Origin of the sequence: Sporocytophaga sp. (assembly GCF_017745095.1) — a bacterium.
Lineage (GTDB): Bacteria > Bacteroidota > Bacteroidia > Cytophagales > Cytophagaceae > Sporocytophaga.
Map to the genome: position 1 here is coordinate 65,521 of NZ_JAGHZZ010000015.1, position 20,198 is coordinate 85,718.

Consider the following 20,198-nt stretch of genomic DNA (forward strand, 5'->3'; position numbering starts at 1 on the left):
ACGTATACTATTTTATAATTATTAAAATTAATTTTGTTTTATGGGGTTAGGATTTTCGATCAAAGGGAAGGTGGATGGAACAACTGATTCAGAATCAATTCTTCAAATAATTGCAGATTACACTGAAGCTGAAAGTAAAGGAATTTTTGCTACTTTTCTTGAAATTGATCTGGAAGAGGATACACTTTACCTAAGCTTTCATCCTTGTGAAGAGCCGGTAAGCTTATTTGTTGAAGACGGAACACTTTTCTGCTCAGCAAAAACCAATAGTGTAGGACCTGGCTATCACGCATATCTCATAGACTTTTTTGAAAAGGCCGGTAAAGACTTATCTATAGACTGGATTTGGAATGAAACAACGGATGATGAAAGCTATGGGGATGAAACAGGATATCAGGAACATAAAAATTTTAATGATTTGCAGGAATGTATGGCTGAATGGCTGCAAATGCTCTCTACAATATTCCTGAAAGATGATCAGAAAGGATATCTGGTTTCTCTGCCTGCTAATACACCAAGAGTTGCACATAAAGATTTCTTTGTAGCTTCTTCTCTTGGCTTCTGGTCCAGAAACTGGTTTGAAGAACTACAGAATAAAGACTTAACTGAATTAGAAAAATATGGAAAACAATTTTTTATCTGGTGGGATAGAGAGCCAGATGCACGCTTCCTCGTCAGAACAGGTGTAGCCCTTCTCAATGCTGACTGTGGCTGGCATGCTCCTCTTGATGATGATGAAATGATGCTTTATGAAATCATTGATAAATGTTTTGAAGAAGCAAGAAGACTGAATCCGGATGTGATTGTGCCTGAGAAAGATTGGGAATATATTAAAGCATATCTCGCAGGTGAGGAAGATGTTGAAATTCCAGAAAGCCCTCTTGGATTCAGAAAGAATGCAGTAACGTATGATATTGCAGGTGAATGGAAAATAACTTTACCAGGATTCTTCTACTCAGGCCTTGATGAAGAAACGGAAGTGTTCTGGTTTGGCGATAAAACTGTGCGAAATACAGTTTATTCATTCGATGCAGAAACTACCCCTGAGGAGATGCTGGCTTCATTGCTCAGTGAAGAGGATTATCCAAGTGCTGAAAAGATATTTTTTAATGATGAGAAAATAAAAGGCCATGGATATGTCTACTACTATATGAATGCGGAGGAAGAAGCTGAATACTGGCTGCTTCAAGCCGTAAAAGTAGAAGAAGGTTCATTCATATTTACAACCATCTGTTTCGCTAGTATGGATGAAAAAGATTGGGCTATAGAAGTCTGGAATTCCATTACGCACTGATTTAATAAAAAATAAAAAAATGAAAAGAATCTTATTGTTAGTGGTGTTCCTATTAAATATGGTTGCAGTTGAATCCTTTGCAACTCATATAAAAGGCGGACAGATACTTTATCAAATTATTGGTGACAAAGCCTCTGTCGCTCTTATTACATATACCAATAGAAGTGCTGTAGATGCAGGTGTAGATGATCCAACCGCATCAATAGATTTTGGAGATGGAACTTCCTCCGAATATCCCAGGTCTTCAAAGCGACTAATAAATGATGATACCTATGAAAATGTTTACATGGGAGAACAACATAGATTTCCGGGCACAGGTACTTATAAGATTGGCTATACTGAATCAAATAGAACCGGAGATATAAAGAATATGTCCAATTCTATAAATACTCCATATTATGTTGAAACACTTGTAAGTATAGTTTCTGGTAGTCAAACCACATATTCAGGTCCGTTGTTTTTATCTGCTCCTATTTTTCAAGCAGAAAAAAATAAAACCTTTACTAATAACATTTCAGCATATGTTCAAAATGGAGATAGTCTTGCTTATAAGCTAGTTAGCTGTAAACAGGCAAGAAATGTCGATGTGTCAAATTATTTTATTCCTAATGGTTTTAAAATTGATCCCTATTCTGGACAGATTACTTGGGATAACCCGTCAATTGAAGGAAGGTATAATTTTGCTGTTATGGTTGAACTATATAGGAGTGGAGTAAGAATAGGTTATGTAATCAGAGACTTTCAGATATATGTTAATAAGGATCAACTATCCGGACAAAAATTTGACATAACATCATCTCACAGTCTAACTCCTGGCAACAGTATATCTTTGGATCCCGGCAATGTTTTTTCAATGGAGGTATTCTTTCAAGATACTGCAAATAGTATAGCTAATCTTAAGTATTTCGGGGAATTACAGAATGAAGATGGCGTGTTTAATATAACTATTGAACAAGCTAATGCAAGCGCCAGGGAAACTTCAACAGCATTGAAGAGCCCTCTTTATAAGGCAACGGTGACAATGAATGTCGAAGAGAAGCATAAAAGATCAATGCCATACAATCTTATTTTCAGAGGAGAGACCAAAGGAAGCTCAGCTACTATAAGTAATGATTTAACAATTCAGTTATATATTGGAGTACCGGTTCCTCTTGGGATTAATTCTAAAAGTGCTAAAAGCAAGGCGAACTTAAGTTTATATCCTGTACCCGTCACAGATCGTTTCACTATAAAAAAGGAAAGCAACGTCTCAGGCACCCTTATTATATATGACATAGAAGGGAAGGATGTGAAGAGAATTTATCTTAGCAATGGTGCGTTGGAAACTCAATATAGTATTGAATTACAAAGCGGCACTTATATGTATAATTTTAATTCAGACAATGGCGAAGAGTTCTCTACGGGCAAATTTCTAGTTAATTAAAGAATCGAGTTAGAAAGTTATTAATAAAGAACGCCCGAACTTTAAACAAGTCCGGGTGTTTTTTATATCTTAAAATTTACAACTTAATAGATGTCATCCAAAGCCATGAACTATTGCTGGATTGGCAATTGTTAACTTTCAACTTTCAGCTTTAGGCTTTTCGCTTTTTTCTTAAAACTTATTACTTCTCAGTATTCCCATAGATGATGTTCGTATTCCAAAAGTTCGTTTGCAGCCCACTGAGATGCCATAATTCCTTTTGTTTGGTCAGAGTATATGTCAGCAAGATAATAATCCTTGGCATTGGAAACCTTTACGATGTATGAGCTGAAAAGCCGGAGTTCAAAGGCATCTGCTAGGTTTTTATGCTGTGCTTCGTTTTGAGTGTTGTACGAAATAGCTTTTGGATTATTTTTAAATAAGTTATTTTTTAGTTCATCGAAGCTAAAGGAAGCAACTATAGATTGCAGCCCTTTGATATTGGCCGGGTGATCAGCTGGTATGAATAAGCTTATAGATAATATATTGTATATCAATTTTGATTTCTCTTTATCAAAGATAATTTCCTCCTTAATTTCAAGTTGATACAAATCATTGGCAAGATACTCTTCAACTGCCGGTATCTGAAATCTCCAGTCTGGGCCATAAGCAATAAATGCATCAACTGTATCTGCAGGATTATTGACATTAATAGAAGGAACTGCAGAAGGTATTTTTAGCCTTTCTTGTAATTCGGTTGACGTTAATTTTAAAGCCAGAGAGTCATTATCATATGCAGTTATTTTATTCTTTTTTGCAGCATCAATAAGTAGTCCAGGCAATTCATAATTTTTGGCAAATAATCCTTCATTCTGTTTTTCTCTTAAATCCAAAGCCCTTGTTATGGTCTTTTTATGCATGGCATCACAGGATCTTTGTTTCAGATTTTGTCCAAAGGAAAAAAAAGAAAAAATGATAAAACACGTTGATAGCAAGTAACTTTTGCTGTTTAGGTAGTTTGATTTACAGGTTTTCATATGCATATTTCGTTTGTTTGAATCCTGTAATGAATAAGAAATAAAAAAGATACAGCGTTAATGAAAAAAATATTAAATTAATATTCCATTAGAAACTCCTTTTAGATTTAAATATTGCTGTTTGGAAAATTATAAAGAGGTAAATCAGGAAGAAGAAAAAGCAATTATTGAGAAAGCTAAAAAAGATCCTGAACAGTTTGGCATTCTTTACAACCGGTATTATAAACCCGTTTATATTTTTATTCATAAGAGGACAAATGATAAGGAATGTTCTGCAGATATTGCTTCACATGTTTTTTTAAAAGCGCTTACAAACCTTAAGAATTATATTCATCAGGGATTTCCTTTTTCATCCTGGTTGTATAAGATTGCTCTGAATGAAGTAAATGAGTACTATAGAAAAAAAAATAAAAGGAGAGTTGTAAGCATTGAAATCACTGGCTTGGAAAGGTTGACTGATGCATTAATAGAAGGTGAATCAGATCTTGAACTAAATGAAAAGAGATTTCATCTTTCAGAAGCATTGAAGCAACTTGACGCTTTAGAAATACAATTAATAGAGCTTAGATTCTTTGAAGAAAAATCATTCAAAGAAGTCGGGTATATTCTCAACATTACGGAGAACAATGCAAAAGTTAAAACATATCGGTTACTTGATAAGATAAAAGCTGCAGTGCTTTTGAACTATAGATAAATGAAAGACTTTGATATTATAGATGATTATAAACAACCTTCTGACGAAGAGATAGAGAAGAGTCAGAACTTCTCTGAACTCATGGCCAGATATAATATGTCGCATAAAAATGGTAAATCTAATAACAGGATTAAGTTTATTGGTGGAACTATTCTCTTAGTTTCAATTGTATCAATACTATCTTATTATGTTATAAATAAATATGATAATCATAGAAACGAGGAGTTGGAGGTTAAGCCAAAGGCCTTAATACTTCAGGTAATTAAAGATTCAGTTTTTGATAAAAGAACTTTGGTACAAGAAAAAGATACACTAATAAAACCAATTCAAGATCATGCTGTTTCTTTAAAGGAAAGATCATCGAAGATGAAACATTCTTCTATTGATATTACAAAACAACTAAACCCGAAAGACTCAGTACATAATACCTCAAAAGAATTATTACAAGATAAACCTGTAAAGACCGATTCTATTATAGATCCAGCAAAGAATAAAGTAAAGGTGAAAAATGGAAATCAGACTATATATGAACAGGATCAGCAGGAGTTGGAAAAGAAATTCTTGGAAAGATATTATCAAAAGAAAAAATAAATAAAAAGCCCCGACATGTCGGGGCTTTTTATTTCAAGTTTAATATCGGATGATCGCGTATAAACGGCCATTGTCATAATAATATTTCCAATGATCTGTTTTACGATTGTTGTTAAAATTACCTTCAGACTCCATTATTCCATTAGGGTAATAAAATTTCCAGTATCCGGATTGAAAGCCATTGTTAAAGTTACCTTCAGCTCTAAGTCTGCCGTTTGGATGGTAGAACTTCCAATATCCTGAAAACTGGCCGTTATTGATATTACCTTCTTTTTTCATTGAGCCTGTGTCGTAATAAAATTTCCAATAACCAGAAGGCTGGCCATTGTTATAGTTTCCTTCACTTTTAATTTTGCCATCAGGATAGTAGTTAACTTCGCTGCCTCCAACGTCCCCTGGAGCATAATCGAAAACATATATACTGGTGTCATTCAGGAAATAGTTGGACTCACTCTGTACCACCGGTGAAGGATCATATCTTCGTCCTCTTCTGCTTGTTGTCCACTCGCATGAACTCAAAGTAACAAGACAGAAAAAGATAATAGTAATGTGTTTTACTTTCATAAATTTTCTTGTTAAAGTATAATTTGTATCCAAATTTAATAAAATCTTTATTCACTTATATAAGATTTTATGGATATCAAACCTGGTCGAAAGCAGAAACATAGAAAAGTCCCTTATCCATTGTTTGCCATTGTGAATGAGTGTTATGAGAGGATAACATGATCATTGGTTGTATTTTGGATTCTATTTTACTCAGAAAACCCCTGTCACTAACTTTAAAGGACTTAGTAATAGGTGATTTAGGATCCCCATAATATATGCCTGAATGGCAGTTGAATGCAGCCAATACAGACTCAAATAGCATGGGGACAATATTTTCAAAGCCTTGTTTTACATATACTGAATCGAATGCAATGAAATGATAATTTTTGGGGTTAAAAACCTTTGATAACTTGGGAATGAAAGGTAGTATATTTTGTGCAGCAAGGCCGGACAAACCGGGTAGGGTCTTAAACTGCCAATGAGCTGGAACAGCTTGTACTCCGGCGATTATTTCACCTTTATTTCTGATTACAAAATAGTTGTTATCCCGTCCTATATAGTCTAGTACTACCAATTGATAGGCGCTGTAATATTCTTTAAATAATTTTTTTAATTCATCTATTCTTTCTTTTTCAAGTCTTGAAAATCCTGGAAAGAATTTAGGATTAAACCTGCTAAAGCTAAGAACCTCATAGATTCCGGCAGGTTTGTTTCCTTGTTTTCTGGAAAGTTTAAGAGAATATTTATTTGCTTCTTCAATATAAGAATATACTATAAATGGTCTTGGCTCTGATTTTCGAATATATTCGTAAGCCTTTTCTTTTAATAAGGTCCCCATTCCTTTTCTTCCAAATTCCGGCAATATGGAAAGGTATCTTCCGTAAAATCCTTTCTCCGGATAGCCTTTGTTGATTAATATTCTTTCAGATAAGCAGAAGGTGCCGATAGGGTTATCACCCTTGTACAGTGTAAAGAAGTGCGGATTGACTGTTTTTCCTGCCCGCTCTCTGATATTTCTATGGCGATAGCTAAGTCCATGACTTCCATAGAATGTCCTTTCCAGAATATTCAACACATCTTCAGTTGCAAAGGAAGAATATAGGATTTTAAAATCCAGATCATGGAAGATTTCTTCCTGATGTTTTTCAATTGAAGTGATCATGGTGGAGGAAATAAGGAAGAGGTAATTTATTCGATTTTTCCTTCAAACTCAATTTCTATGAGAATGTTTTTCTCTCTTTAAAAGATCAGAAAAAAATTCTCAGGCCAGCATGAATCATCAGCAGATTGCCATTTATCTTTTTCCTGTCAAAAAAAAGGTCATTGGAGGCATTAACTCTAGCAGATCTTTGATTGATGAAATCAAAGGATGTACCGGAAAGAAAAGTACCTTTTAAATTAAAAAATATATTGTCATTCATTTTTAATTCAATCCCACCGGCTGCTCCCAGATCAAAAGCCCATGAGCTGTTGAAGGATGAATTTGTATTAAGAGAATCTGAACTCTGATCATCACTGACACTGGCAAATGTAAGAAAGGTTTTAGCTCCTGTAACAATATCTGCAAATGGAATTACCCTACTCGCCCATAATGGTTTAAATCTTATCATTCCATGAAAGTATGCAATATTATGATTAATGGTAAGATTCGCATTTACAGCGTTACCAAAAGCTGTTTCAATGTTTTCATTTGACTGTTGTCTTCCGAAAGTTAAATATGCAGCCTGGACACCAATACTAATAGGCCTTTCTCGGAGCTCCCTTAAAAGACTTACATCCAGCCCTACACCGATATTATTATTGTTTCTGCTAAATTCTCCAACAGGAAAACCAACAGTAAGTGTAGGAACCAAGCTCCATTGAGCCAGGACTGAAAATGGCAGAATGGAAAAAATAAATATGATAAACCTTAAAGTCATTTTAAAGGATTCTGTAGCTCACTTATTAAATGACTTAGAAGGGGAATTGTTTAGGGGATTTATGGAAATTTACGAATGGAGCGAAAAGCGAAAAGCCGAAAGCTTAAAGCAAAAGGCATAATGTTAAAATTGGAAGAATATTAATCTGCGACTTACCTGTCTTCTCGTAGATAAAAACAATCTATTGATTGTTAGGTGAATATTGATAATTTAATCTGTGTCAACTTTCAACCTTTAACTTTCTGCTTTAAGCTTTTCGCTTTCAGCTCAATGTAGTTTCCTTCCAGCTGTACGTGTCATTTTTTATTTTCCAAATGAATCCGTCTATTACATAGTGAGTCAGCTGTGGAAGAGCAAGCAAAGGAACAATGAATGCCAGGATATTTTTGTCAGTTAACATCGGGAGAAATTTAAATAAAAAGAAAACTTCTTTCCTGCTTTTCCATACAAGGGAATCCCACAAGCCTTCTTCCGTATAAGCCAAAATAAAAATGATTACAATAAATAATACTAATCCAAATGAGCCGAATGTCCAACTATTGATGGTGTTGCCTGAAAATACTCCCAGCTTCTTTTTCTTTCTTCCGTAAAACCAAATAAGAGCCATATAGGGAATCCCGTGTGAAACAACGTTAAGAAGGGTAAAGGTAAGATCCCCGTTATAGTATACGATACCTGCATACCATGAAAGCAAAGTCCCTGCGATGAGAAGATTCTTCGGGATATTTATGTGTCTGTTAATTACTGAAATGTATATTTCCTTGATTAAATAAATGAGAATTATGGCGATGTAACACCATGTTAACACATCCAGCAATATTTCAGGTTGTTTATAAATGATAAAATCACCTTTGATAAACCATTCAAAGGTTCTGTCTCCGGATAAATGCCAGTATATAATGGGATAAACAGTTGCAGCGTATATTAATACTGTATCTGCTTTTTGAGATAAAATTGATTTTTCGTTTCTCGAATAAATTCTTAAAAAGCCATACTGTTGTCTTATGAAATGAAAAACAGCGATGTAAGCCAACACTCTCCAAAATGTCAGTGCATCAAATTCATACAGTATTACACCAGCTATAAAACATATAACTGGTGTATTTACAAGCATTAATTTATGTTTAGTAAAAACATCTTTATCAAAGTAAGTGCGGAATATTGTGCTGTATACATGTGCAACATCTATAAGTAGCACAAGAACAACCCATTGAAATGTGGAAACTTCATTGTCTTCAGAAAATATTTCAGGAAAAACGCCGATTAACAAAAGGCAAAAGAAGGGTGGAGACAAAATGAACAACAGATCATTTACCGGTGTTCCAATCCATTTTTGTTCTTTCAATAATTGCATATTATGACTTGTTTAAAAGCTCTTTTGCAGCTCTTGTGCCTTGATAAAAGGCTTCTTCGAATATCGATATTCCGCTGAGATCTGAATGGGCAAAGAATATTTTTTCTTCTATGCTCTGCCTTGCATTTTTCCTCTCATCACTCCATATAAATCCTGGAATTGGTCTCACCATGCCATGTCCCCAGCGCCATATATCAATGTTTTCAATGCTTTTAGCTATTTCAGGATGTATTTGGGATAAATCATTAATAATGTGATTTCTCCAGTACAAGGCATCTGTGTCATAGAGTTTTTTTCTTTCTGCGACTGGATCACCATCTGTAAGAGGTAGATAATAAGTGATCACTCTTTTATCATGAAATGTATTTTCATTCTGGTGATTGGCATTCACATATCCCAGAGACTTGCTATCATAGAATACATTGTCCCAGCTTAGCGGAGCTCCTTTTCTGTCTTTAAATTCCTTGATTGTAATATTTGCCACCATCCAAGGTGCATAAGAGAATGTTGACTGCGAAATCGTTTCATGACTACGGTCCAATAAGCGATTGGCTATGAATTGTGGCGTTGCCATTATACAATTGCTGCCTATATATCTATGAGTCTTATGGGTTTGGCTGTCAAGGTAATCTACCAGCACCTTACCATTTTCTATTTTTACAGAATAAACTAATTGATTGCTTATGACTTTATCCTTAAGTTTTTCTGAAAGTTTTTTTACAAGAAACCCGTTTCCTTCTGGCCATGTAAGCACTGTACCTTGTGATGCATTAGCTGCTTCTCCTTTTCTGGCAGCGAAGTAATGTATGCCCGCCCAGGCAGAAGTATTGTTTACATTTGTTCCATAGTCATCACGACAACAGTAATCTGCGTACCAATAAAGATGAGAGGAGGTAAATCCTTTTTGTTTAAGATACTCGGCCATTGAAATTTTATCAAGAGCTGTGAATTCACTGTCTTGGCTTGAAAAATCAACAGGGATAGTAAAAGCATATTTTCCATCCATACCTTTTCTTCTTCTGAAATCTTCCATCAGAAGCATAAAGTCTTTTATTTCCTTGCGTTCTTTTTCCGATAATCCGAAATTCGGAATAATACCATCCTGCCAGTACCCGTTAATAAATAAACGTTCCTCCGGATCAAAACAAAGATAGTAATCATTATATACAGGCAAACCTTTACTGTTAAAGGAAGTCACGATGTTGGCTTCTTTGAGAAAATCAAACAGATCCTCTGAGTTTTCAGGATTAGGAATCGGAAGATAATGCGCACCCCATGGATATGCAGAAATATTATTGCTTCCATATGCTGAATTACCACCTGCGCTATTCTCTAGCTCGAGAACCTTGAAATGGTGATTTCCTTTTTTGTGTAAATATCTCGCCGCTGAAAGTCCTGCAACACCTCCTCCTACAATAATTGTATCGATTTCTTCAATAAGTGTTGGCTCGGGGATCTTATCAAATCTAAGTTTATGTCCTATGGCCACTGATGCTCCAACGATTGATGCTGGAATATCATTTGACTTTTCCGAACAGGAGAAAGAAGATGCGACCATGGTAGCGCCAATGGCTTTCATGGAGTTGATAAGAAAGGATCTTCTGTTAAAGAGAATCATGGAGTATCAGTGGAGGTATTCGCTCCATTCTTTTTCGAAGTAATGAACGATCGCTTGGTTGTTCAGCTTGTTTATCTCTGTTTTTTTCTTCTCCATATCCTTTGGGAAGATCAACATCTGCTGAAATGTTTCATGATTCAGAAATCTAAGATTAGAGATAAAGTTGTCTGGAATGGAATATTGAGTACCTTTGACAGCGAGTATGTATCCCCAATCACCAAAGGAAGGAACAAAAGCATGATATGGCAAGGTTTTAAAGCCTACAGACTGTATTGTAGTATCTATGCACCAATAGGAGAGAGGGGCTACGAAAGGAGATGTAGACTGAATTACAGCTGCCCCATTTTCTTTTAATGCACGATATATTAATCTGTAAAATGTATCTGTATATAATTTGCCTATTGAATAATTGGAAGGATCAGGAAAGTCAATGATAATAAAGTCAAACTGACGAGGACTGTTTTCTTTCAGCCATTTAAAGGCATCGGCATTGATTACCTTTACCTTTTTGTCAAGCAGTGAGCCTTTGTTAAGGTCAAGCAGCATATGGTTGTTTTTGAATAAACTGGTAATAGCTCCATCGAGATCTACCAGAGTTATGGTTTTTATTGTATTATATTTTAAAAGCTCTCTTACAGCCAAACCATCTCCTCCTCCTAAAACAAGCACATCATTGTGTTCCTGCAAGCCTTGCATTCCCGGATGTACCAGTGCTTCATGGTATCTATACTCATCAAAAGAGCTAAATTGAAGATTACCATTTAAAAAGAGTCTTAGCTCTTTTGAATTTTTTGTTAACACTATCCTTTGATAAGGAGATGACTTGGCATAAATGACCTTATCCGGATAAGACAAGCTTTCTGTAAAGGCCATTATTTTTTCCGAATACACAAATCCTGCAAGCAACAGAATAATTACTGCTATAGATTGTGTTTTTAATACCGAAGCCCACTTTACTTCTTTTTCAAACTTAATGCACAATACTGTAGCTACTACCACATTAAGAATGCCGAAGAAAAAAGAGGTTTTTATCAGTCCCATATAAGGTACAAGAACCAAAGGGAAAATAAGGCTTGCGAGCAATGCACCTATGTAATCGTAGGTGAAAATTTTCGATACAAGATCTTCAAACTCAAGCTTGTTCTTGAGAATACGCATGAGTAAAGGTATTTCCAGGCCAACAAGTATACCGGTGAGAGAAACCAGCATATAAAGAAGAAATCTGAAAGATTCTACTTCTTCAAACAGGAGAAATAAGATAGTTGAGCTTGTTCCTCCTATCAGCCCCACCATTATTTCAAGTTGAATAAACCAAGCCAGCAGGTTCTTTTTAAAATATTTTGAAAAGAAGGAGCCGATACCCATAGAAAACAGATATACTCCTATGATGGTGGAGAACTGTGTTACAGAATCTCCAAGCAGGTAACTTGCTAATGTTCCTGCAATTAATTCATATATCAGTCCGCAGGTAGCTACTACAAATACTGACAATAATAGGAAAAACTGCATGCTACTCTTTCTTGTTAACCATGAATAGCAGAAGCAATGATGATTGCAACAGCGATTATGAAAGCTGCAGCGATGATTGCTAAGGCTTTGTTATGATTTACGATGATCTCTTTCCATAAGTTTTCCGGAGTTATTTTCTCAATTACCCAGAAAGAGATTACCAGTATCACAATTCCGATCAGTGAATATAGCACTGAAGCGATGATGTACTTAATGTTAAATAATGATTCCATAATTTTTTTGAAAGTTTATTTATGATGTCCTTTTTCTTGTGTTGGTGACCATTTCTCGGAATTAGATCCGAAGAATTTCCAGCCGGTTAACGCTGCATACACATATACTGAAAGTATGATGCCAAGAATGATCAGATAATTTCTTAAGTTAAACATATGTATTATTCATAACTATAAGGTGAAAAGTCACTGTTCATCCATCTTTGGGCTTCAAAGGAACTTATAGAGATCCAGAGCGCAATAGGAAATATCAAAGCAATCAGCAGAGTTATAAAGAAATTTGAAAGCATAGATACATCCTGGGTCAGTTTCAGCTGAAAGTATCCAGGACCACCATCCGGAGGAGTTGCAGGGAAAATGTTTAGATGATATTTACCGGCCGGAATGCTGCTTAAAGTATTGTCCGTATAGTTCTGACCTTCTGACCACGCTTCTCCGCCTTCATATCCTGAATAATATTCAACTCCTTGTTCGAAATGAAATTCTTCCCCCGTTTTGTCATTAATAAGAGTAATATCTGCTTCCATCCAGCTATTATGCACCGGAGCAATTAGTTCAACCTGCAGGTTTGATTTTCCGAACAAGGTATTTTCAAGTTCAAATGGAGGTGATACTATACCTCCGGCTTGATTTCCTGGAATGTTAAACTGGTCCTTAAAAACAATTTTATCTCTGGCGGAAATGGATAAGATTATCTGCAATACTAGCATAGATAGTACAACATAGAGTGTTATTTGTTTTACCTTAGATAAAGAGGCGGCTGATGAATGAAGCTGAGTTGAACCTATTCCTGTTTGCTCAGGGAAATGGCTTTGAAGGTTGAACGCTTCTTTGATTTCTTTGGGAGTTATATATCTACCCAAAAACCACGTTTCCTCATTAGTATCTTTGTCATGAGCAAGGATATGGGGCGGGTTAATATATTCAGTTATAGTGCTAGGATTTTCACTTATATCCCAAGGGAATTCACCTAAAGCATAATCTGTTTTTTGTTTATACCGGTTAAAAATTCTATAAGAGTCACCATTAAGATTCACATCGCCTCCTTGAGGCCTTGGACGAAGGATAGTTTGTTCAAAATAATTCCAATGGCCTTCATATACGCTTAGAAAGGTGAATCCGTGAATAGGATTGAACAAAGTATATTCATCCCATGCATAGGGTGTATTAGCCTCTCGATAGTTTGCGAAACCTACTACCTCAAATTTTCTTCCATCTATAGTTCCTTTTGTACCAATCGGAATGTGATTGTGTTTTTTCTTTTCCTTCTTGAAAATCTTAATCACTTTCAGATTACCGTTGGCATAAGCAAATAAGCTATGGCATTTCCCGCATGCTATGTTTTTCGTTAGAAGGAAACCTGTAAGCCTTAAGTCAGATCCACACTTAGGACACTCTAAAATCTCAGCAGAAGGTAGATTGTTGACGCTATTTATTTCAGATCCATCCATTGAGGTTCCTTGTATTTTTGAATGAAAAATCTTCAAAGTTTAAAAAACGTCCTGAGGAAATTTTAATGTCATTATCCCCGTATATATTGATTATCAAAGATTCAAATTTGTTATTTGAAAGCTCGATGGTTATACATTGAGGCTGAAGTATAACAGGTGTCGGAAGATCTCCTTCAGCAGTTATAGACTTCATCTCATATATTCCATTTACGTAAAAGAAATGTTTGGGTGCTATCTGCAACTCTTTGCCTACTTTCAGATTTCTGAATTTAGCAGGAGAAGCTTCGATCGATAATTCATTTAGTATGGAATATGTACCATAAGATTCTCCGATTTGAAAGTGTTCACCGTTTGTATATGTGGCGCTCCAAAGATTTCTGTACGAGCTGCTATAAATAATTTGTTGTCTCCCGGTTATGCTGAATTCTTTTGACTCTGATTTTCCCTCTGTGTGTATTTTCAATGGAGAAACGTCTTCTACTACAGGTCTTAAAGTGCTTATTTTGAGAAAAGTATTATTCGTCAAACAATAAAGATTTCTGCATGATGTACAAGCTATTGAAACTGTAATTTTTTTTCTAAAGCTTATAGGATGGCCACAGGTACAGTCGAATTTATCTTCCATGCTTATCTTTTGATTTCCTGTACTTTGTAAGATTTTGCTTTGAAAAATAATTTCAGATTCTCAAAAATTTCCCTGGCTTTATAGTCATTTTGTTTTTGGTAATTGGAGAGGTATATGTCCAATGTGAGTAAGTGGTTTTCAGGCCAGGTATGAATGGAGATGTGTGATTCGGTTAAACAAAGCACACCTGTAAAACCTGAAGGCTCGAAATTATGAAACACCTGACCAACCTCGGTCAATTCGTATTTTTTTACAAGCTCATTAAGATGTTTTTTCAGGGAAGAGTATTCTTCAAGAAGATAATGTTCCTCTGTAATGATCTCAGCCAGAATGTGCAAGCCAGGAATGTAACTCATTTATATTAATTGGATTCTAAAATCAGCTAAAGGGATCAGTTTAATAATTGATTAATTTTTTTGAAAAATTAACAATATTTAAAAATGATTCGTATTTAAAATTACGAAAAAAATCTATAGTATATTTACGTAAAATTTATTTTTATAATAGAGGTTTTAAAAAATGGGTAATTCATCATCCAACGTTGCTATTCTGGGAGCATTGGCATCTAATATTGCTGTTGCTGCCACCAAATTCATAGCAGCATATTTTACAAGGAGTTCGGCTATGGTATCCGAAGGTATTCACTCACTTGTAGATGCTGCTAATACCTTACTTATTCTTATAGGAAGCAAACGAAGTACCAAACAGCCAACTGCCAAACATCCTTTTGGTTATGGCAAGGAAATATATTTTTGGACACTGGTAGTCTCTATCTCTCTGTTTGCAATAGGTGGCGGTATGGCGATATATGAAGGAATAGAACATATGTTGCATCCGGAACCACTTCAAGATGCTTTCTGGAACTATATAGTTCTCGGTTTCTCACTTGTATTTACCGGCATTTCCTGGGTACTTGCATTTAAAGAATTTTCTAAAACAAAAGGTGAGAAAAGTTTGCTTAATGCTATAACAGATAGCAAAGATCCGGGAGTGTTTGCAATCTTATTTGAAGATACTGCTGACCTTCTTGGTCTTGTGATTGCCTTTATCGGTGTGTATCTTGGACATAAACTTAATAACCCATACATAGACGGAGCTTCATCTGTATTGATTGGCCTTATACTTGCTTTCACTTCTTTCATGCTTGCTTATGAAAGTAAAGGACTTCTGATAGGTGAAAGTGCTGATCCGTTAATGATTGAAAGTATCAGAAAAATCGCTTTGCAGGAGCCTTCTGTAGAAATGGTGAAAACCCCTGTTACCATGCACATGGGACCTCAGGATATCATTCTTGCTTTAGGAGTAAGTTTTAAGAAAGAACTCAATGCTGAAAGTGTTGCTGAAGCAATTGACAGGATAGAAGTCTCTATCAGAACCAGCTACCCGGAAGTTAAGAAAATCTATATTGAAGCAAAATCATTGACATATTTCATGTCTGGGAATGAAAGTGTTAAGTTGTAAGGAAAAAGCGTAAAGCTGAAGGCATAAAACTTAAAGTGAAAAGTACAAAGTTAAAAGATAACAACTTTCAGCTTTGTGCTTTCCGCTTTCAGCTTAAATCAGCATTCTTTAATCACCTTACAAGGCACACCTCCGGCAAATACATTAGCTGGGATACTTTTCGTTACAACACTACCTGCACCAATGGTTGTATTATCACCTATTGTTACGCCTTGACAAATAATTGCTCCGCCTCCTATCCATACATTGTTACCTATAGTTATAGGTGCAGCAAGCTCTGGTCCCTTTATGCGTTCTGAAGCTAATAGAGGATGATAGGCCGCATAGATTTGTACGTTTGGCCCCATCATGACATTGTCACCGATGGTTATTTTGGCACAATCCAGAATAATGCAGTTGAAATTCATGTAAAGATTTTCACCTACATAAATGTTACTTCCATAATCACAGTAGAAAGGCATTTGAACATCAATCTGATTGCCTGTTCCTCCGAAAAGCTCTTTTATTACTTTTGTTCTTTCTTCTATGTTTTCCCATGGGATAGCATTGTATCTCATTAGTATTCTACGAGCTCTGTATCTCATCTCTGTTAGTTCCTGATCAGCTGCATTATAGAGCTCGCCATCAAGCATTTTCTGTAGTTCTGATTTTGCCATTATCGGATGGAGTATTTTTGATTGTATAAAACAGAATTTTGGAGATATGGTTATGGCTTCCTTATGAATATTTACAGATCATTATTGTCAAGAATTTTATCTGCTGATGAAGGCTTGGAAGCTCCTGTAACCTGAGAACTATAAATCCCAAAATGTCCGGAGAACAAGTAGGAAGTAACACAGGCAATACCGGCAAATATCCCGATTTCAGCTCCGAACAGTTCTATAGCCATGAATGTAGTGGCCAAAGGCGTGTTGGCCGCTCCTGCAAATACTGCCGCAAATCCCATCCCTGCAAGTAAAGGCATAGGAAGTGGTATGATCAGAGCAAGTGCATTACCAAGGGTTGCTCCTATAAAGAATAGCGGAGTTACTTCTCCCCCTTTAAATGCTGCTCCTAACGTAAGTGATGTAAATAAAATTTTCAATGCAAAAGCATAAACAGGAAGTTGTTCTTTGAATGATGCTTCAATTACAGGAATCCCTAGTCCTATATAATCTGTTGCTCCCAATATCCATACGCCTAATGCAACAACACATCCTCCGATAGCAGGCCTCAATGGAGGGTATTTAATTTTGCCCTTATAAAAGTTACTTATGAAATGCGTGAAATGAGCAAAGAATTTGCCGGTAAGACCAAATGCTATACCTGCTAATATGCAATATAAAATTATCAGACTGTCAATTTCAGGAAATGAGATGATTGCATAATGCGTATGTTGAATATTCCATAAATCGCATACATAATCACCGGCAACGGCAGCCATAAAGGAAGGAAAAATAGCACTATAACTAAGCTTGCCGATAAAATATACTTCAAGGCCAAAGACTGCTCCAGCAAGTGGCGTACCGAATACAGAAGCAAAACCAGCACTTATACCGCAGATAAGAATAAGAATTCTGTCTTCCTTAGTAAACTTAAAAATATGATTAAGCTGATCCCCAATGGAGCCTCCCATTTGAACAGCAGTACCTTCACGACCAGCAGATCCGCCAAAGAGATGTGTTGCTACAGTTCCGAGTAGTATGAGCGGAGCCATTTTAAAATGAATGACTTTAGTAGGATTATGAATTTCATCGATAAGAAGATTGCTGCCTCTTTCTACCTCTTTCCCAAGATAATGATACATAAGACCTATCAATAATCCTCCTAATGGAAGAAGTGCAATGATCCATAAGTGATCTTCTCTCCAGCTTGTTGCCGCGTCAAGGCTTAATAAGAAGAGAGCTGATGCGCTCCCTGAAAATATTCCAATGATTGAAGCTATCAGAATCCATTTCAGGGTATAATTAATTACAGCAAATAATTCTTTGGTACTAAAATTCATTTAAGCAGTTTTCTATAGTTGAATAAAGCCATTTTTTTAGATTGTAAAAAGGAAAATGCCTAAATAAACAATAAATTCTGAAATCAATCTTTCCTCTTTAGTTTTGGAAGTATTGCATTTGTCTGATTTATAACCTTCATTGATAGTTCACTTATGTGCCTGTTGACGAATTTCTTATTATTGTATAGGGTAGGTGTTTTTACTTAGAAGTTAAATTGCTTATTTTGAAAAGAAATTACGATACATGGATTATAACTTGCAGCCATTACTGCTATCATTAAAGTTATCTCTCACTACAACACTGTTATTATTTGTGATAGGTGTTCCTATAGCCTATTGGCTTTCTAAAAGCAAAAGCAGTCTGAAACCTTTTTGGGAAAGTCTGATTAGTTTGCCACTTGTTTTGCCCCCATCAGTATTAGGTTTTTACTTGTTGCTTGCCTTTAGTCCAAATTCTATTTTTGGAAGATTTCTGAAAGAGCATTTTGATCTTAATCTCATATTTTCATTTGAAGGATTGGTAATTGCATCTGTTATTTATAGTCTGCCTTTTATGGTTCATCCTGTGCAGTCAGGGTTTCAGAGCCTTCCAGATTCTTTGAAAGAAGCAGCTTATACACTGGGGATCTCACCCTTAAATACCTTTGTAAGAGTATTACTTCCAAACATAAGGCCTTCTTTGCTTTCGGGCATAGTATTGAGCTTTGCTCATACAGTTGGTGAGTTTGGAGTTGTACTGATGATTGGCGGAAGTATTCCCGGAGTAACGAGGGTTGCATCCATTGCTATATATGAAGAGGTAGATAGTATGCATTATGATGTTGCTGATTTCTATGCTAAAGTATTAATCCTGGCTTCTTTTATCATTCTCTTTTTATTATTCTTGGCTAATAAGAAATACAAAGGAAAAATTATTTGATGTATAAGATACAAGTCATTAAAGAATTACATTCTTCTGAAGGTAAGATGATTCTGGATGTTGATATTTCAGTGAAACAGGGGTCTTTTACTTCTATTGTTGGTAAGTCGGGGGCTGGTAAAACTACTATCCTAAGAATGCTTGCGGGGCTTGTAAAACCTGATAAAGGAAGCATACATTCTGGTGGAGATGTTTGGTTTGATAGCAATACAAATAAAAACAAGATTCCGCAGGAGAGGTCTATTGGTTTTGTCTTTCAGGATTTTGCATTATTTCCCAATATGACTGTTCTCGAAAATCTTAAATGTGTTCAAAGTGAAAAAGATGAGAAGCAGATCAAAGAATTACTTTCATTGACGGGTTTAACTGCTCTTGCGAGCTGCAGACCAGACTCACTTTCTGGTGGGCAGAAGCAAAGGTTGGCTCTCGCCAGGGCTTTGGTACGAAAGCCCAAACTATTGATTCTGGATGAACCATTTTCTGCTATTGACCAGGATACAAGAATAAGACTGCAACAGGAAATTCTTAAAATTCATAAATCATATAACCTGACTACTATACTTGTCAGCCATGACCTCACTGAAGTCCTTCGATTAAGTGACTATGTAATTGAAATAGGAAATGGTAAAATTATGAGACAAGGTAATACTGATTTATTTTTTTCAAATGAAGGTAAAACAGATCAGTTTAGAATGACAGGGCAGGTTGTAGATCTTTTTTATGAAAATGAAAAAAGGTTTGCGAATGTGATAGTGGGCAATATGCTGATTAAAGTGCGAGTAGAAGATTCTATGGAAGCATTGTTACGTATTGGAGATATTGTGTTGTTATCATTGAACGATTTTAATCCGATCATTAAAAAGATAAATACTTAAAGTTTTTACGAGTACAAACAATTTTCTTTGAATTCAATTCATATTATACAGGTTTATATAAAAATTCTGTATGCTTAAAGAATTCAAAGAGTTTATTCTTCGCGGAAATGTAATCGATCTAGCTGTAGGTGTAATCATCGGCGCTGCATTTGGAGATGTGGTTAAATCTTTGGTAGATGACATCATTATGCCTCCCATAGGATTATTGGTTAAGGGCGTAAATTTTAAAGATCTTAAACTGATTATAGGAGGGGAAACCAGTAATCCGGTGACTTTTAACTATGGAAATTTCCTTCAGAATGCATTAACGTTTCTAATCACTGCAGCAGCTGTATTTCTTATGGTGAAATTTGTAAATATGCTATACAAGAAGAAAGAAGAAAAAGCTTTAGCTGAACCATCCAATGAAGAGATATTATTAACACAGATAAGAGATTTGCTTAAAGAAAGAAAATAATAGATCTGTCTATGAACAATAGAGAACGTTCGCCTTTATTTTATTTTTTTGCAAGGATCATTGCATTTATAGTAACCCTTGTTCTTCTATATTTAATATTTGAGGTTTTATTCAAAAAATAATCCTACATGTCTTAAGGAACTTTCCCTGTTAATAATGAGATCAATGCAATATTGATATCTGAAAAATGGTTGATGCTCTATAAATTTATTTTTCTTTTTTAAACATT

At 35.5% G+C, this 20,198-nt stretch carries 22 protein-coding genes; 8 read left to right on the forward strand and 14 right to left on the reverse strand.

Annotated features, from left to right (window positions below; translation table 11 throughout):
* The first annotated feature begins 40 nt into the window (after positions 1–40).
* On the forward strand, positions 41–1,294 hold the full coding sequence (locus J7604_RS19425; protein ID WP_293899403.1) for a hypothetical protein: 1,254 nt from the start codon (positions 41–43) through the stop codon (positions 1,292–1,294).
* Between the two features lie 19 nt (positions 1,295–1,313).
* Positions 1,314–2,717, forward strand: coding sequence for a T9SS type A sorting domain-containing protein (locus J7604_RS19430; protein WP_293899406.1), 1,404 nt, complete (start codon positions 1,314–1,316; stop codon positions 2,715–2,717).
* Positions 2,718–2,905: 188 nt separating this feature from the next.
* Here the strand turns inward: J7604_RS19430 and gldN are convergent, their stop codons facing one another.
* On the reverse strand, positions 2,906–3,739 hold the full coding sequence (gene gldN, locus J7604_RS19435) for a gliding motility protein GldN (RefSeq protein WP_367113591.1): 834 nt from the start codon (positions 3,737–3,739) through the stop codon (positions 2,906–2,908).
* Between the two features lie 115 nt (positions 3,740–3,854).
* On the opposite strand from gldN, the gene J7604_RS19440 reads away from it, so the two are divergent.
* Both J7604_RS19440 and J7604_RS19445 read left to right on the forward strand, forming a co-directional pair.
* Positions 3,855–4,427 (forward strand): sigma-70 family RNA polymerase sigma factor, encoded by a 573-nt coding sequence (locus tag J7604_RS19440; RefSeq protein WP_293899412.1) that lies wholly within the window; start codon positions 3,855–3,857, stop codon positions 4,425–4,427.
* Complete coding sequence (locus J7604_RS19445) at positions 4,428–5,018, forward strand: hypothetical protein (RefSeq protein WP_293899415.1); 591 nt, start codon at positions 4,428–4,430, stop codon at positions 5,016–5,018.
* A 39-nt stretch (positions 5,019–5,057) separates the two neighbouring features.
* Here J7604_RS19445 and J7604_RS19450 read toward each other — a convergent pair whose 3' ends face one another.
* From J7604_RS19450 to speD, 11 genes are all read right to left on the reverse strand, one after another.
* Complete coding sequence (locus J7604_RS19450; protein WP_293899418.1) at positions 5,058–5,582, reverse strand: toxin-antitoxin system YwqK family antitoxin; 525 nt, start codon at positions 5,580–5,582, stop codon at positions 5,058–5,060.
* Positions 5,583–5,658: 76 nt separating this feature from the next.
* Positions 5,659–6,726: a GNAT family N-acetyltransferase gene (locus tag J7604_RS19455; RefSeq protein WP_293899421.1), complete on the reverse strand. Its 1,068-nt coding sequence runs from the start codon at positions 6,724–6,726 to the stop codon at positions 5,659–5,661.
* 85 nt (positions 6,727–6,811) lie between these two features.
* A complete protein-coding gene (locus tag J7604_RS19460) occupies positions 6,812–7,483 on the reverse strand; it encodes a hypothetical protein (RefSeq protein ID WP_293899424.1) in 672 nt (223 codons plus the stop codon).
* A 262-nt stretch (positions 7,484–7,745) separates the two neighbouring features.
* The gene (locus tag J7604_RS19465) at positions 7,746–8,837 is read right to left on the reverse strand and encodes a hypothetical protein (RefSeq protein ID WP_293899427.1); all 1,092 of its coding nucleotides are present in this window, start codon (positions 8,835–8,837) and stop codon (positions 7,746–7,748) included.
* 1 nt (position 8,838) lies between these two features.
* Complete coding sequence (locus J7604_RS19470; RefSeq protein ID WP_293899430.1) at positions 8,839–10,455, reverse strand: NAD(P)/FAD-dependent oxidoreductase; 1,617 nt, start codon at positions 10,453–10,455, stop codon at positions 8,839–8,841.
* 6 nt (positions 10,456–10,461) lie between these two features.
* Positions 10,462–11,964, reverse strand: a complete 1,503-nt coding sequence (locus tag J7604_RS19475; protein WP_293899433.1) for a polyamine aminopropyltransferase — start codon at positions 11,962–11,964, stop codon at positions 10,462–10,464.
* 14 nt (positions 11,965–11,978) lie between these two features.
* Positions 11,979–12,197, reverse strand: a complete 219-nt coding sequence (locus J7604_RS19480) for a DUF350 domain-containing protein (protein ID WP_293899436.1) — start codon at positions 12,195–12,197, stop codon at positions 11,979–11,981.
* Between the two features lie 15 nt (positions 12,198–12,212).
* Positions 12,213–12,353, reverse strand: coding sequence for a hypothetical protein (locus J7604_RS19485; RefSeq protein ID WP_293899439.1), 141 nt, complete (start codon positions 12,351–12,353; stop codon positions 12,213–12,215).
* A gap of 5 nt (positions 12,354–12,358) precedes the next feature.
* Complete coding sequence (locus J7604_RS19490; RefSeq protein WP_293899442.1) at positions 12,359–13,684, reverse strand: DUF4178 domain-containing protein; 1,326 nt, start codon at positions 13,682–13,684, stop codon at positions 12,359–12,361.
* Positions 13,635–14,273, reverse strand: a complete 639-nt coding sequence (locus J7604_RS19495; RefSeq protein WP_293899445.1) for a hypothetical protein — start codon at positions 14,271–14,273, stop codon at positions 13,635–13,637. The genes J7604_RS19490 and J7604_RS19495 overlap by 50 nt, the downstream gene beginning before the upstream one ends.
* Before the next feature lie 2 nt (positions 14,274–14,275).
* On the reverse strand, positions 14,276–14,629 hold the full coding sequence (speD, locus tag J7604_RS19500; protein ID WP_293899448.1) for an adenosylmethionine decarboxylase: 354 nt from the start codon (positions 14,627–14,629) through the stop codon (positions 14,276–14,278).
* Between the two features lie 163 nt (positions 14,630–14,792).
* Between speD and J7604_RS19505 the strand changes: the two genes are divergently transcribed.
* The gene (locus J7604_RS19505) at positions 14,793–15,734 is read left to right on the forward strand and encodes a cation diffusion facilitator family transporter (protein WP_293899451.1); all 942 of its coding nucleotides are present in this window, start codon (positions 14,793–14,795) and stop codon (positions 15,732–15,734) included.
* A gap of 98 nt (positions 15,735–15,832) precedes the next feature.
* Here the strand turns inward: J7604_RS19505 and J7604_RS19510 are convergent, their stop codons facing one another.
* Complete coding sequence (locus tag J7604_RS19510) at positions 15,833–16,390, reverse strand: sugar O-acetyltransferase (protein ID WP_293899454.1); 558 nt, start codon at positions 16,388–16,390, stop codon at positions 15,833–15,835.
* A 71-nt stretch (positions 16,391–16,461) separates the two neighbouring features.
* Complete coding sequence (locus tag J7604_RS19515) at positions 16,462–17,718, reverse strand: voltage-gated chloride channel family protein (protein ID WP_293899457.1); 1,257 nt, start codon at positions 17,716–17,718, stop codon at positions 16,462–16,464.
* Positions 17,719–17,962: 244 nt separating this feature from the next.
* Between J7604_RS19515 and modB the strand changes: the two genes are divergently transcribed.
* The 3 genes from modB to mscL all read left to right on the forward strand — a co-directional run bounded on the left by modB (position 17,963) and on the right by mscL (position 19,969).
* Positions 17,963–18,637: a molybdate ABC transporter permease subunit gene (gene modB, locus J7604_RS19520; RefSeq protein WP_293899460.1), complete on the forward strand. Its 675-nt coding sequence runs from the start codon at positions 17,963–17,965 to the stop codon at positions 18,635–18,637.
* Positions 18,637–19,512 (forward strand): ABC transporter ATP-binding protein, encoded by an 876-nt coding sequence (locus tag J7604_RS19525; protein ID WP_293899463.1) that lies wholly within the window; start codon positions 18,637–18,639, stop codon positions 19,510–19,512. The genes modB and J7604_RS19525 overlap by 1 nt, the downstream gene beginning before the upstream one ends.
* A 70-nt stretch (positions 19,513–19,582) precedes the next feature.
* On the forward strand, positions 19,583–19,969 hold the full coding sequence (gene mscL / locus J7604_RS19530; protein ID WP_293899465.1) for a large-conductance mechanosensitive channel protein MscL: 387 nt from the start codon (positions 19,583–19,585) through the stop codon (positions 19,967–19,969).
* Positions 19,970–20,198: the final 229 nt, after the last annotated feature.